We start from the raw sequence: 13,819 nt of genomic DNA on the forward strand, positions 1-13,819 counted from the left end.
GATTGAAACGCTTCGGCAGTCCGCGGGTTGACGAGAGATGGCAAGGCAAAAGAAAAAGCTCTCCGCGTACCGCGCCAAGCGCGACTTCACGAAAACCGAGGAGCCGAGCGGCCTCGAGGCCGTCCGCGGCGCCGAATACCCCCGCTTCGTCGTGCAGAAGCACGACGCCACGCGGCTGCACTACGACCTGCGCCTCGAGATGGACGGCGTATTCAAGTCCTGGGCGGTAACGCGGGGGCCCTCGCGCGATCCGGCCGACAAGCGGCTGGCGGTCGAGGTCGAAGACCATCCGCTCGACTACGGCGACTTCGAAGGCACCATCCCGAAGGGCGAGTACGGCGGCGGCGCCGTCATGGTGTGGGACCGCGGCTTCTGGCTGCCAGAGGGCGACAAGCCCGCGCGCGAAGCGCTCGCCGACGGCGACCTCAAGATCCTGCTCGCCGGCACCAAGCTCAAGGGAAGCTGGGTGCTCGTGCGCATGAAGCACGATCGCATGGGCGGCAAGCGCACCAACTGGCTGCTGATCAAGCATCGCGACGAATACGCCAAGTCCGGCGACAAGGATGCGCTGCTAAAGGATGATCGGTCCGTGGCGTCGGGGCGCAGCATGGCGGAGATCGCAGCCGGCAAGGGCAAGAGCCCGCAGCCGTTCATGCTCGGCGGCCGGTCGGCCTTCAAGCCCAATGCGGTCTGGCACTCGGACGGGGACGACCCCGTGCTCGGCGTGACCATCACCAAACCGGACAAGGTGCTGTGGCCAGCCACCAAGAGCGAGCCGGCCGTGACCAAGGCCGACCTGGCGCGCTATCTCGCGACGGTGGGGCCGTGGATGCTGCCGCATATCGCGGGCCGGCCCTGCTCCGTGATCCGTGCACCGGACGGGATTACGGGCGAGACGTTCTTACAGCGCCACGCCATGCGCGGCACGTCCGACCACATCACGCTGGTACGCATCGCCGGCGACCGGGAGCCCTATATCCAGATCGACAACGTCAAAGGACTGATCGCCATGGCGCAGGCGGCGGCGCTCGAGTTCCATCCCTGGAACTGCGCCCCGAACGCGCCAACCGTTCCGGGGCGGCTGGTATTCGACCTCGATCCTGGGCCGGACGTCGCCTTCGACGGCGTGGTGGTGGCGGCGAACGAGATGCGCGGACGGCTCGAGAAGCTGGGCCTCGTCCCCTTCTGCCGGACGACCGGCGGCAAGGGATTGCATGTCGTGGTGCCGCTCAAGACGGATCGCAACGACAAGCTCGGCTGGGACGACGCCAAGACGTTTGCGCACGCGGTTTGCGAGGGCATGGCGCACGACAACCCCAACCTTTACGTGACCACGATGCGCAAGGCGCTGCGGCGCGGAAAGATCTTCCTCGACTATCTGCGCAACGACCGCATGGCGACGGCGGTGGCGCTGCTCTCGCCGCGGGCGCGGCCCGGGGCGCCGGTGGCGATGCCGCTGACGTGGGCGCAAGTGCGCCGCGGGCTCGACCCGATGCGGTTCACGATGCGCACGGTGCCGGGCCTCATCAAGACCTCGAAGGCATGGGCCGACTACGACAAGGCGGCGCGCCCGCTCAAGGGCGCCATCCGCAAGCTCGTGGACGGGAAATGACGGTTGCCCTTCAGCGTCCGCGCCAGAGGAAGATGGTCAGCGCGGCGCCGAGAATGGCCACGACATAAAGAAGAACCGAGGGAAGGAGGCCCAGGATGACGCCAACGTGGAAGCCCATGAACGAGCCGGCGATGCCGACCAGACTGTAGGTCACGTCGCCCGCGCCGGTCGCATCGGCGACCTGGCGTCCGAGCCAGCTTCGTCCCCTGCGATTGAACAGAAGCCCGACGATAATGCCGATGGCGACAAGAATGATGAACGTCAGAATGGCCGTGGTGACGATGGGCATGGCAGTCCCCTTCCACATGAAGCGCGCACAGGCGCTTATGACGAATGCTGACGGGCTTGCATGAGTTCCGTTGAGAAGGAGACGCGGCGCAGGCCGAACGCGCCGACGCGCGCTGCGCGAGACAGCGCGACCGCGCTGGCCGGCCGTACGCCCGATCGGATGCCGTCGTTCGTGCCGCCGTGTCTGGCCACGCTCACCGACGCGCCGCCCGAGGGCGCGGACTGGGTGCACGAGATCAAGCTCGACGGCTACCGGCTCGAGGCGCGCATCGTGAATGGAGACGTGCGGCTGCTCACGCGCAGCGGCCTCGATTGGACAGGGCGGTTCCCGTCGATCGCCAAGGCGCTCAAGGGGCTGAAGGTCAAGAACGCGCTCATCGACGGCGAGGCGGTGGTCGAGGATGCGCGCGGCGTGACAAGCTTCGTCAAGCTGGTCGAGGCGCTCGAGACCGGCCGCTCCCAGGACATGGTGTACGTGGCGTTCGACCTCCTCTACTACGACGGCGTCGACGTCACGCCGGCGGAGCTGGGCGACCGCAAGCTCCTGCTCGAAGCCGTCATGAAGCGGAGCCGCTCGAAGCACCTGCGCTACAGCGCGCACATTGCCGGCGACGGCGGCGTAGTGCTCAAGGAGGCCTGCGTGCTTGGGCTTGAAGGCGTGATCTCAAAGCGCGCCGACCGCCCGTACCGGTCCGGCCGCAACGGCGACTGGCTCAAGTCGAAGTGCATCCAGACCGACGAGTTTGTCATCGGCGGATACCTCGTCTCGAGTGTCGACGCCAGGGCGGTAGGAGCGCTGGCGGTCGGCACGTTCGAGCGTGGGCGTCTCGTCTACGCCGGACGCGTCGGCACCGGGTACACGAACGCCACTGCGCGTGCGCTGTGGAAGACGCTGCAGCCGCTCAAAACTGCGGCCGCCCCGTTTGCCGGGGCGCTCACGGCTCCTCAGCGGCGTGGCGTCGTGTGGGTTAAGCCGGAGCTCGTGGCGCAGATCGAATACCGGGCGCTCACCGGCGACAACCTGCTCCGCCACGCGGCCTTCAAGGGCCTGCGCGAAGACAAGCCTGCCGCCGAGGTCCATCGCCCGTCCGTACACCCGCGGAAATAGCGCAACTTGGTGCCACACACTGGTGCCGTGCCGGAAACGCAGCGTTTGCCGCAACCCCTTGCTATCGGCGCCGCGTTCCCCATTTGGCGGGCTTACACAGACCCCCTGCGCTTCTGCAGGCTCGGTCGGAAAGGAGTGAGCCCCATGAGAAAGATCCTCGGAGTGACCAACAGCCCGCAGGCCCACTGGGTCGGCGACGGCTTCCCCGTGCGCTCGCTGCTCTCGCCCGAGAGCGGCCTGTCGCCGTTCCTGCTGCTCGACTATGCGGGACCGGCTACATTCGCGCCGACGGATCGGCCACGCGGGGTGGGGCAGCATCCGCACCGCGGGTTCGAGACCGTCACCATCGTCTACCAGGGCGAGCTCGCGCACCGTGACTCCACCGGCAACGGCGGCACGATCGGTCCGGGCGACGTGCAGTGGATGACGGCGGCCTCGGGCATCCTGCACGAGGAGTTCCATTCGGAGGCGTTCACCCGCACGGGCGGAACGCTCGAGATGGTGCAGCTCTGGGTCAACCTGCCCGCCAAGGACAAGAAGGCGCCTCCGGGCTACCAGACGCTCCTCAACGCCGACATCCCGTCCGTCGATCTCGCGGACGGGGCGGGGCGCGTGCGGGTGATCGCGGGCGACTACGAGGGCCAGACGGGACCGGCGCGGACGTTCACGCCGATCAACATCTGGGACCTCCGGCTCGCGCGCGACAAGACCACGACGCTCACGCTGCCCGAGGGACACACGGTCGCCTTGGCGGTGCTCGGCGGAACGGTGCTGGTCAACGGCGAGGAGGTCGTGCGGAGCGGACAGCTCGTCGCGTTCGAAAGGAGCGGCGGCGCCATCACGCTCGAGGCCAACAACGACGTGACGGTGCTCGTTCTCTCGGGCGAGCCGATCAACGAGCAGGTGGTGGCGCATGGGCCGTTCGTGATGAACACGGTCGGTGAGATCAAGCAGGCCATGCTCGACTTCGAGCAGGGCCGCTTCGGCGCCATGACGGCCGAGACGCTGCACTAGGCGTATCCCCCTCTCCCCGTTTTTACGGGAAGAGGGGGCTTTTATTACTCCGCGGCGCGGAGGTCGCTCGTCTGGCGCTCGAACAGGTGCCGGTAGCGGCCGTTCGGGCGGCGGATCAGCTCGCCGTGCGGGCCGTCCTCGACGATTCGGCCCGCCTCGAACACCAGGATGCGATCGAGCGCGCGTACCGTCGACAGGCGGTGGGCGATAACGATCGCCGTGCGCCCTTTCAACAGCCGCTCGACTGCTGCCTGGATCGCCTGCTCCGACTCCGAGTCGAGGCTCGACGTGGCCTCGTCCAGGATCAGGATCGGCGCATCGGCGAGGAACGCACGCGCGATGGCGATGCGCTGGCGCTCGCCGCCCGACAGCTTCACGCCGCGCTCGCCGACGAGCGTCTGATAGCCCTTCGGCAGGCGGGCGATGAAGTCGTGCGCATTGGCCAGACGTGCCGCCCGCTCGATCTCCGCCTCCGACGCGCCCGGCCGCGCGTAGCCGATGTTCTCGGCCAACGTGCGGTGGAACAGGATCGGCTCCTGCGGGACGATGGCGATCTGCGAGCGCAGCGACTGCTGCGTCACGCCGGACACATCCTGTCCGTCGATCAGGACGCGGCCGCCCGTGACGTCGTAGAGCCGCTGGACCAGCTTCACGAACGTCGTCTTGCCCGAGCCCGAGTGGCCGACGAGGCCCACACGCTCGCCGCCCCGGATCACGACCGAGAGGTCGCTATAGAGCGGCGTCTCGTGCGCGCCGTAGTGGAAGGCCACGTCCTCGAACCGCACCTCGCCGGCCGTGATCCGCATGCGTGCCGCGTCCGGGCGATCCGCGATGCCGATGGGCGTGGCATGCAGCTCCACCAGCTCGTCCATCTCGTTGACGGAACGCTGCAGGTTGTGCACGTGCATGCCCACGTCGCGCAGATAGCCGTGCACGACGAAGTACGTCGTTAGCAGGTACGTCACGTCGCCGGGCGTAGCGCGGTCTATCCACCAGAGCCAGATACCGGCGCCGGCGAGCAACGAGCGCACGAGCAGCAGCACCACGTGCTGGCCCGTTCCCGCTAGCGTGTGGCGGAACCACGTGCGCGCGCTGCGCCGGCTCCATTTGGCTAGGACACGGGCAAGCCGCGCATCCTCGCGCGCCTCGGCGCCATACGCCTTGACGACGGCGTTGCAACCCAGCGCGTCGGCCAGCGTGCCGCCGATGCGCGTGTCCCAGGCGTTCGAGAGCTTGGAGGCCGGCGCGATGTAGAACACGGCGAGTGAGACGGTCATGGCGACGTAGGCCGCAGCACCCAGCGCGACGATCAGGCCCATCAACGGCCACTGCACGGCGAGCAGCACCGTCGTCGCGACGAGCACGAATGCGGACGGCAACAGCGCGAGGAGCAGCGTATCGTTCAACTGGTCAACCGCCCACATGCCGCGCGTGACCTTGCGCATCACCGAGCCCGAGAAGCTGTTGGCGTGCCAATCCGTCGAGAAACGCTGCACGCGCGCGAACGTCTCCTGCGCGATGTCCGTCATCATGCCGAGCGACAGCGGGATCACGCCGAGCCAGCCGTAGTGGCGCAGGCCCACCATGGCGACGCCGAGCGCGATCATGATGCCGAACGCCTCCAGCGCGCGTGCGAGCGCAACCTCGCGCGCCGTGTCGGCGACCAGAAGCGCGTCGACAAGGCGGCCCGAGAAGAACGGAATGAACACGTCGGCCAGCGTGGCGAGCAGGATGGCGCCGGCGACCCGGGCCACCATCAGCTTGCGCCGGCGCCAGTGGCCGGCGGCATAGGCGAGCACGGCGCTGATCGCCGCGCGTTCGCCGTTGCGGTTCTCACTTGTCATCACACATTCGGCGCGGTGCGCCGTCTCCGAAGGATTGGGGCGCGCAAGACGCACGTCGGGCGGGCGTCTGCGGTCCAGAACAAATTTTGGGAATTGCCTTGTCGGCAAGGGCGATCGCGCGGGCGATCCAAGGACGGTGCGGCTAACCGTGCCGGACGGTCCAAACCGAGAAGAGGCGCATACGTGTCACAATCATGTCGTCCTCCCCGGTTGCGTTGATGATGGGCCGGCTATACCAGCCGGCGGTGCCCGTGACAAGCCGAGCGCCGTCACGGCCTCGACTTTCATATGCCTATCCGGCGATTTGATGGCGCCGCAGGGTCCAGACGGACGAGGCTTCACCGACACGCATGATCCTGCCGACGTCGCGCGCGTGGAAGCTTGCGTGGATCCCGGCCTACGCCGGGATGACGTTGAGTGGTGGCGGGACGGTGCGACCAAAATGACGTCATGCCGGCGAAGTCCGGCACCCACGCCAGTCTCAACGCTTGGGCGGGTAGACGTCAGGATTCGACCGTGACGTGTTGGCTCAGACCACGCTGCGCACGAGACCGCCCTCGGCGCGGATCGCGGCGCCGTTGATGGCCGCGGCGCGGTCGGAGCAGACGAAGGCCACCACGTCGCCGATCTCCTTGGGGTCGATCAGGCGGCCGATCAGCGACGTCGGGCGGTTCTCGGCGATGAACTTGCGCTCGGCGTCGGCGAAACTCAGGCCCGCGTAGATGCCGCCGATGAACTCCTCGACGCCCGGCGTGCGCGTGGGACCCGGCAGCACCGAGTTCACGGTCACGCGCGTGTTCTTGGTCAGCTCGGCCAGTGAGCGGGAGATGGCGAGCTGCATGGTCTTGGTGGCGCTGTAGTGGGCCATCTCGGGTGCGGGGTTCACGCCGGATTCACTCGATATGAAAATCACGCGACCGTGACCGCGGTCGAGCATGCCGCGCAAGTAGTGGCGCGTGAGGCGCACGCCGCTCATGATGTTGACCTCGAACAGGCGCTGCCACGCCTCGTCCGTCTCGTCGAAAAATCCGACCGCCTCGTAGATGCCGAGGTTGTTGACCAGGATATCGACCGAGGGCAGCGCCGCGATCGTGGCCGCACAGCCTTGTGCCGTGCCGTTGTCGGCCGCGAGCGGCACGAGGTCGGCGTTCGGGAGCCCTGCGCGTATGTCGGCGATCGCCTTGTCGACGCTCGCCTGCGTGCGGCCGTTGACGACCACGCGCGCGCCGTCGGCGGCGAGCGCACGGGCTATCTCGAGCCCGATGCCTCCGGACGAGGCCGTGACCAACGCCGTCTTGCCTGCGAGATTGAGATCCATCCGTTTGCCCTCGTTTCTGGTCGGAGTTCGAGTTCTTGCGTGCCGTTACGTGCCGCATGATGCGTCAGATCAGCCTCACGGCGTTGCGGCGACAGCAGCACTCCTTTTCGGCGGGGTTCGGCTCTCGCGGCCCACGGAGGCGAACTCCTCGCGCAGCACCGCGGCCAGCTCGGTCGCCATGTCGTTCTGCGTGTTGCGCGGCAGGTAGAGATTGACGTGGCAGGTCGGCAATCTGGGAAGGCCGGCGGCGTCGCTCAAGATGGCGAGCCTCTTCGGCGCGGCGCACGAGAGCATCGGCGCCACCGCGAGATCCGCCTCCAGCGTGGCGATCATGGGCTCGAGGCTGTTGCTCTCGCTGACGGGACGCCATTGGCGATGCCACTTGGCCAGCGCCGCCAGCGCGTAGGGGCGGAAGGCGCAGGTGTCGGCGCCGAGGGAGACGGGCAGCGGATCCCTGAGATAGGCATCGCCGCCGTCAGCGCCGACCCATACGAGCTGGTCGACGAGCAGGCTTTCGGCGCGCGCAGGGCGCGCGGCTTCGGTGGTCAGCGTGAGGTCCAGCTCGCCGCGGCTCAGGGCTTCCAGCAGCAGGCGTGAGGTGCTGGTCATCAGCGAGACACGTACGTTCGGAAAGCGCTTGTCGAAAAGGCGCAGCACCTTGGGCAGGAAACGGGCAACGAGATCGTACGGCACGCCGAGACGCACCTCACCGTCGAAGGCGGGTGCCGCCATGGCGCGCCATGTCTCGTCGTTCAACGCAATCAGCTTCTGGGCGTACGGCAAGAGCCGCTCACCGTCCGGGCTCAACACCAGCCGGCGTTGCGTGCGCACGAACATGGGCTTGCCGATGAGCTCCTCGAGTCGCTTGATCTGCTGGCTCACCGCGGCCTGCGTGAGGCTCAGCGTGCCGGCCGCCTCCGTCACCGAGCCGGTCTCGACGACAGCGGTGAAGGCGCGCAGAAGCCCCATGTCGATGTTGCGCACCATGGCCGCACTCCATAACGATCCGTTATGCGTAATATGAATTACATTTGCTTCACTAATACAAAGATGTGCCCTAAGACACGCCTCCGCGCAAGCCCCGGAATGTCCAATGGACCACACGTCGTGCATCCCCCACTGCCCCGCGTCACGCCGCAAAACGGCTGCGCGGCTGACGCAGGCCCTCTCCTGGGCCGAGGCCGTCTTCCGCACCGTCCGCGAGCGCCGTCAACTCATGGCGCTCGACGAGCGGGCGCTTCAGGATATCGGGGTCAGCCGCGCCGATGCGTACGAGGAATGGCGGAGACCGTTCTGGGACCTTCCGCACTGACAGTGAAAGCGCGCGTGCGCACGGCTATGCTGGTTGCGCCATCAGTCATCGAGACGTCCTCCTTATGCCAGCCGATCTCCTGCTTGCGCTCGTCGGGTACGCGATCGCCTCCTCCATCACCCCCGGCCCCAACAATCTCCTCGTGCTCACCTCCGGGCTCAATCACGGCGTCCCGCGCTCGCTGCCCCTGATCGTGGGCATCAGCCTCGGCTTTGCCTTCATGGTGATCGTCGTGGGGATCGGCCTCGGCTCGCTCATCCATTCGAACCCGGGCTTTCACGCGGCGGCGAAGGCGCTCGGCGTCGCCTACATGCTGTGGCTCGCCTGGAAGGTGGCAACGAGTGCGCCGAGCCTCAACGCCGGAGACGATACGCGTGCGGTGCGTCCGCTGTCGGCCGCAACCGGCGCCGTGTTTCAATGGGTCAATCCCAAGGCCTGGGCGGTCGCGCTGTCAGCAACCGCCGCTTTCTCCGCGCCGGAAGCGGGGTTGTCGGGTCTCGCCTGGGTCGCGTCCGTGTTTGTCGTCATCGCGCTTGCGTCGCTCAGCGCCTGGGCCGCCTTCGGCAGCTTCATGCGCCGCCTTGTCGACAGCCCATCGCACGTCCGTACGTTCAACATCGTCATGGCGCTGTTCCTGGTCGCAAGCGCGCTGCCGGTGGCCTACGACCGTGCCACCTCCTCCTAACGATCGAGCTCACGATGGCCCAACCGCAACTCGAGTTTTGGTTCGACTTCGGGTCGACCTATTCCTACCCCGCCTCACAGCGCATCCAGGCGCTGGCGCGTGAGGCCGAGGTGCAGGTCCGATTCCGTCCGTTCATGCTGGGTGCCATCTTCAAGGCGCAGGGCTGGAGCACCTCACCGTTCAACCTCTATCCCGCCAAGGGCCGCTATATGTGGCGGGACCTGGCGCGCATCTGCACCGAGCTGAGCTTACCCCTCGTGCGGCCGGAGCCTTTCCCGCAGAACAGTCTGCTCGCGGCACGCGTCGCTGTCGCGGCGGCCGACGAAGCGTGGTTGGGCGACTACTGCGTGCAGGTGTTCCGCGAGGCGTTCGCGCATGGCCGTCCCATCGCCGACGCGGGCATCATTCAATCCGTCGTCGAACGTTTCGCCACGGACGCGCTGCGCTTTCTCGAACTCGCGCAAACGGCCGAGATCAAGGAGCGGCTGCGGGCAGAGACCGAGCGTGCGGGGGAGATGGGAATTTTCGGCGCACCGACCTTCGTTGCAGCGGACGGCGAGCTGTTCTGGGGCAACGATCGACTCGAAAGCGCACTCGCGTGGGCACGGAGCACGCATGCTGCCCAGCGCTCGTGACCGTTTCCATGGCGCCTTGGCGCCTGCTTAGCAGCAGAAACCGCTTTCTTCCGGCCTTTCGGAGAATCGCTTAGGTTGTCAACCCAGTTTGCAGTCCGAGGGGACGCGCGCTAGAACTGCTTTGAATTCAACGGAGAAGATGCGACAGAAGCGCACCGTATTCGTCGGGCTCGCGTCCGGCATGCCACTCTAGAGGTATGTTGGCGGCGCTCGTTTGTTCGTACTTATGGTCTATTTTATCACATCCCCGGGGCGATCCATAAGTTATAGGATTCTATGAGCTCGCCTCGCCCGCAAAGTGTTTTCTCATGATCTCACTCAGAGACTTGACTGCAAGCCAACGCACCTTGCTGGGGGTTGGAGCGGCTTCCGTCGTTGCTGCGCTGCTTGTACTTCTCTCGGCTTCCGATCTCGATTTGACCGCCTTCAGGACGCTGCGCGCCGTGCATGTCAACGGAGCGGGCAACGTCGTCGAAACGCGCTACAATCCCATCGCCATTGTCGGACTCGCGCTGATCGGGGTGGCGATCCTCGGCGCCCTCGGACTTGTCTTTGCGAGCTTTCTGCGTCTCCTGCCCAAGTTTGCCGGTGGCATTCTCGGCGCACCGAGCGACGCCCTCGCGCAGGCCGGACAAAAGCTCGATCAGGAGCTCGGCAAGGTGCTCGGACACATCCGCGCCCACATCACCACCAACGAGAGCTACGCCAAATCTCTCGCAAGCGCGCAGTCCCGCCTTTCGGGTCTCTCCGAAGGGGAGCAGGTGCGCGTCATCGTGAGCCTCCTGGTCGCGGAGAACGAGCGCATGCGCCAGGACAGCGGCCTGCTTCAATCCCGGCTCGAAGATTCTCAAAAGCAGATCCAGTCGCTCCGGTCCAGCCTCAGCCAAGCAGAGGCGGTGGTGCTCAAGGATCCGCTCACGGGAGCCGGCAACCGGCGCCAGTTCGACGTGACGATGGAGAAGGCGGTTCTCGAGTGCGAGCGAAACGGGACGACGCTCTCGCTCATCATGTGCGACATCGACCATTTCAAGCGCGTCAACGACGCTTTCGGACATCAGGTCGGCGATGAGCTGATCAGGATGTTCGCGCGGGTGATCGAGGGCAGCGTCCGCGACGCGGACACCGTGATCCGATACGGCGGCGAGGAATTCGCCATCGTGCTCCCGCAGACTGAGCAGGAGGCCGCCCGCAGCATCGCCGAGCGCATCCGCCGCCAGTTCGAAAGCAAGCGGCTGACGATCCGGGAGACCAGCCAGAAGATCGGGCAGCTCACCGCGTCGTTCGGCGTCGCCGAGTATCGGCCGGGCGACGATGTGGAGACGCTCGTGCAGCGCGCGGACGCGAAGCTCTACGACGCCAAGTCGTCGGGGCGTAATCGCGTCGCCTCGTTCGGGCACGGCGACGACTGACGGTCCGGCTCAGGCGACCGCGGTCGGTATCCCGCTGGCGTCGCCCGATCTGCCTCCCGCGCTCATCAAATGAGAATAGTGCTCGATGGGCAGCGGCTTCCCGATCAGGTAGCCCTGCACCTCGTTGCATCCCTGGCTCTGCAGCAGCTCGAGTTGCGCCGCCGTCTCGACGCCCTCGGCCACGACCAGCCGGCCAATGGCTCTGCCCAGCCCCATGATGGTGTCGACGATGGCGGCAGCGTCCTTGTTGCACACCATGTCCTGAATGAAGCTGCGATCGACCTTGATGCGGTCGAACGGAAACGATCTCAGCGTGCTCAGCGACGAATAGCCGGTGCCGAAGTCGTCCATGGCAACGCTGACACCCAGGGCCTTGAGCTTTTCGAGCGTCTGCAGCGCCGTGTCCGCATCGTAGATGAAGAGGCTCTCGGTCACCTCGATCTCGAGCCGCGAGGCGTCGACCCCGGTCTCCGCCAACGCGGTCTCGACGAGGTGCGCGAAATCCGCGTGCACGATCTGGGCCGGCGACACATTGACCGCGACGCGCAAGTGTTTCGGCCATTTGGCGGCCTGCGCCAGCGCCTGGCGCAGGACGAAGGCGCCGATGTCCTCGATGGCGCCGCATGCCTCCGCTGCGGGAATGAACTTTGCCGGCGGGACGAAACCATGGATGGGATGGTTCCAGCGCAACAGCGCCTCGAACCCCTTGACCGCGCGCGTCTGGGCATCCGCCTGCGGCTGAAAGACGAGCGAGAGCTGGCCGGCGATTGCGGCGACGGAGACATCCCGCTCGAACGCGCGGCGCGCGCGCCGCTCGGCATCGAGGCGGGCCGTGTAAAAGGCGTAACCCGGCCGCCCGGAGCCCTTGACCTGGCCGAGCGCCGTGTCCGCATGGCCCATCAGCGCGTCGAGATCGACACCGTCGCAGGGGAAGCGGGCAATGCCGATCGATGCCTCGGCCTTGACGTCGATATCGGCGTCGAGACGGTATCGCTCGCGCAGCGCCTCGCCGAGCGCAGCCGCCAAGGCATCGAACCCGTGTCCGCCCTCCTCATCCGTCTTCACGATCAGGAACTCGTCGGCGCCAAGACGCGCGGTGAGGTCGGCTTCGCCGCATGTCGTCCGGATCCGGTCGGCAACGGCGCACAGCAACCGGTCTCCGATCTTGTGACCGCGCGCCGCATTGATGCCGCGGAAGCCGTTGAGATCGACGTAGAAGACCGCAACCTCCCTGCCGGACTCGTCTGCGCGCTTGAGAATTCCCGGGAACTCCTCGGCCAGGAGCGCGCGGTTGCCAAGCCCGGTCAGCGGGTCCGTATAGGCGAGGCGCCGGATGCGGCCCTGGGCATCCCAATGCTCGATGGCGAGCGCGCACAGATGCACGCAGCGCGCCACGATGCGCTTCTCGAGCGTGCTCGCCCGGCGGGCGCGGCGGAAGTAAAACGCGAACGTGCCCACGACACGGCCGTCATGCGACTTGATCGGGCTCGACCAACACGCCTTCAGGCCGATGGCGAGGGCGAGATCCTTATAATCGACCCAGCGCGGATCCGTCTTGATGCTCACGGCCTCGAAGGCCTTGCCGTAGAACGCAGCGCTGCCGCAGGAGCCGGTCATCGGGCCCACGGGGATTCCATCGATGGCTTGCGAATAGCTGTCGGGCAAGGACGGCGCGGCGAGCGTCCGCAAGCAGCCGGCGGAGTCGACGCGGAGGACCGAGCAGATGGCGTTCGGGGCCACCTCCTCGGCGCGCCCGCAGAGCAGGCTCATGACATCGGCCAGAGGCTCGCCCGTGGCAACCGCGACGAGAACCTCGTGCTGGATGTCCTTGAGCCGGTCCTCGATGTGCCGGTCGCGTATGCTCTTGCCGCTCACCCGTGTCCCTCTTTTGCAGAATCCGAGGTTCTGGGGAACGCCCTCGGCACAACCGCTGGAGAGATCCCTCGGGCGGTCGCTCCGAGACGTAGGGCATTTATTCCACGGCAAGTGTTGCCGAAATTATAATACGCTTGGATAAACAGTAGGCAGCGCGCCAGACCTTAAATCTTTTCTTAAGTCGATGCATGGCGCCGATCGATAACCTGCGGGATTTACACGGCCTTTTTCCCGCGAGACGGCTGCGACGCCAGCACCGCGCCGAGCGATCGTTGCAGGCCCGGCCTCCGCCGCGCACCGGGCCTGCGCGTCGTTTGCCTTTAGAAGCAGCCGAGCCCCGGATAGCCGCAGACGTAGAGGTCCAGCGCGCGGTTGACGCAGCACGCCTGATCCGTCCCGCAGCGCCAGGTCTTGAGCTTGCCGGCATTGGTCTTGGCCTTGCAGACCTTGTGGCCCTTGGCCGCCACTGCGGCCGACTGCTCCGGCCCTCGCAGGGCATCGAACGCCAGCGTACCGGCCACGGCTAGAACGGCGGCAAGACCCACCGATATGATCGCGCGTTTCATCTTCTCCACTCCCTGTGTGCGGTTGCCTACACAAGCGGAGGATGCTCCGAAATGATGTCGCATTCCAGCGGCCGATCGCCGAAACGCAGCAGCCCGCCCTCCGAGCGCGGACTTTGCGCAACAAAGGGCGGGCTGCCGGTCGAACGGTTCTAA

Annotated in this window: 13 protein-coding genes; 7 read left to right on the forward strand and 6 right to left on the reverse strand. The window is 66.6% G+C overall.

Translation table 11 applies throughout. The features are described 5' to 3' along the window. Nucleotides 1-37: 37 nt before the first annotated feature. Entirely contained in the window at nt 38-1,612 is a 1,575-nt protein-coding gene (gene ligD / locus IT540_RS11270) for a non-homologous end-joining DNA ligase (RefSeq protein ID WP_291177395.1), read from the forward strand. A gap of 10 nt (nt 1,613-1,622) precedes the next feature. Here the strand turns inward: ligD (IT540_RS11270) and IT540_RS11275 are convergent, their stop codons facing one another. Next, nucleotides 1,623-1,901: a transglycosylase gene (locus IT540_RS11275; RefSeq protein ID WP_291177398.1), complete on the reverse strand. Its 279-nt coding sequence runs from the start codon at nt 1,899-1,901 to the stop codon at nt 1,623-1,625. Between the two features lie 60 nt (nt 1,902-1,961). Between IT540_RS11275 and ligD (IT540_RS11280) the strand changes: the two genes are divergently transcribed. Together ligD (IT540_RS11280) and IT540_RS11285 are read left to right on the forward strand one after the other, a co-directional pair. Further along, nucleotides 1,962-3,008, forward strand: coding sequence for a non-homologous end-joining DNA ligase (gene ligD, locus IT540_RS11280; protein ID WP_291177402.1), 1,047 nt, complete (start codon nt 1,962-1,964; stop codon nt 3,006-3,008). A gap of 144 nt (nt 3,009-3,152) precedes the next feature. Then, the gene (locus IT540_RS11285) at nt 3,153-4,022 is read left to right on the forward strand and encodes a pirin family protein (protein WP_291177406.1); all 870 of its coding nucleotides are present in this window, start codon (nt 3,153-3,155) and stop codon (nt 4,020-4,022) included. 44 nt (nt 4,023-4,066) lie between these two features. On the opposite strand, the gene IT540_RS11290 is transcribed toward IT540_RS11285, so the two are convergent. The 3 genes from IT540_RS11290 to IT540_RS11300 all read right to left on the reverse strand — a co-directional run bounded on the left by IT540_RS11290 (nt 4,067) and on the right by IT540_RS11300 (nt 8,171). Beyond that, nucleotides 4,067-5,866 (reverse strand): ABC transporter ATP-binding protein, encoded by a 1,800-nt coding sequence (locus IT540_RS11290; RefSeq protein WP_291177409.1) that lies wholly within the window; start codon nt 5,864-5,866, stop codon nt 4,067-4,069. A 529-nt stretch (nt 5,867-6,395) separates the two neighbouring features. Further along, a complete protein-coding gene (locus IT540_RS11295) occupies nt 6,396-7,184 on the reverse strand; it encodes an SDR family oxidoreductase (RefSeq protein ID WP_291177412.1) in 789 nt (262 codons plus the stop codon). A gap of 75 nt (nt 7,185-7,259) precedes the next feature. After that, the gene (locus IT540_RS11300) at nt 7,260-8,171 is read right to left on the reverse strand and encodes a LysR family transcriptional regulator (RefSeq protein ID WP_291177416.1); all 912 of its coding nucleotides are present in this window, start codon (nt 8,169-8,171) and stop codon (nt 7,260-7,262) included. A 106-nt stretch (nt 8,172-8,277) separates the two neighbouring features. On the opposite strand from IT540_RS11300, the gene IT540_RS11305 reads away from it, so the two are divergent. The 4 genes from IT540_RS11305 (at nt 8,278) to IT540_RS11320 (ending at nt 11,225) form a co-directional block, all read left to right on the forward strand. Further along, on the forward strand, nt 8,278-8,496 hold the full coding sequence (locus IT540_RS11305; protein WP_291177419.1) for a DUF1127 domain-containing protein: 219 nt from the start codon (nt 8,278-8,280) through the stop codon (nt 8,494-8,496). A 64-nt stretch (nt 8,497-8,560) separates the two neighbouring features. Continuing rightward, nucleotides 8,561-9,181 carry a LysE family translocator gene (locus IT540_RS11310; protein ID WP_291177422.1) on the forward strand — a complete coding sequence of 207 codons (621 nt, stop codon included), beginning with the start codon at nt 8,561-8,563 and terminating at the stop codon, nt 9,179-9,181. A 14-nt stretch (nt 9,182-9,195) separates the two neighbouring features. Next, complete coding sequence (locus IT540_RS11315; RefSeq protein WP_291177425.1) at nt 9,196-9,816, forward strand: 2-hydroxychromene-2-carboxylate isomerase; 621 nt, start codon at nt 9,196-9,198, stop codon at nt 9,814-9,816. A gap of 308 nt (nt 9,817-10,124) precedes the next feature. Beyond that, complete coding sequence (locus IT540_RS11320; RefSeq protein WP_291177428.1) at nt 10,125-11,225, forward strand: GGDEF domain-containing protein; 1,101 nt, start codon at nt 10,125-10,127, stop codon at nt 11,223-11,225. Nucleotides 11,226-11,234: 9 nt separating this feature from the next. On the opposite strand, the gene IT540_RS11325 is transcribed toward IT540_RS11320, so the two are convergent. After that, nucleotides 11,235-13,100 carry an EAL domain-containing protein gene (locus IT540_RS11325; protein ID WP_291177430.1) on the reverse strand — a complete coding sequence of 622 codons (1,866 nt, stop codon included), beginning with the start codon at nt 13,098-13,100 and terminating at the stop codon, nt 11,235-11,237. A gap of 320 nt (nt 13,101-13,420) precedes the next feature. Next, nucleotides 13,421-13,666 (reverse strand): hypothetical protein, encoded by a 246-nt coding sequence (locus IT540_RS11330; RefSeq protein ID WP_291177433.1) that lies wholly within the window; start codon nt 13,664-13,666, stop codon nt 13,421-13,423. Between the last annotated feature and the right edge of the window lie 153 nt (nt 13,667-13,819).

Origin of the sequence: Hyphomicrobium sp. (genome assembly GCF_020852195.1) — a bacterium.
Classification (GTDB): domain Bacteria; phylum Pseudomonadota; class Alphaproteobacteria; order Rhizobiales; family Hyphomicrobiaceae; genus Hyphomicrobium_C.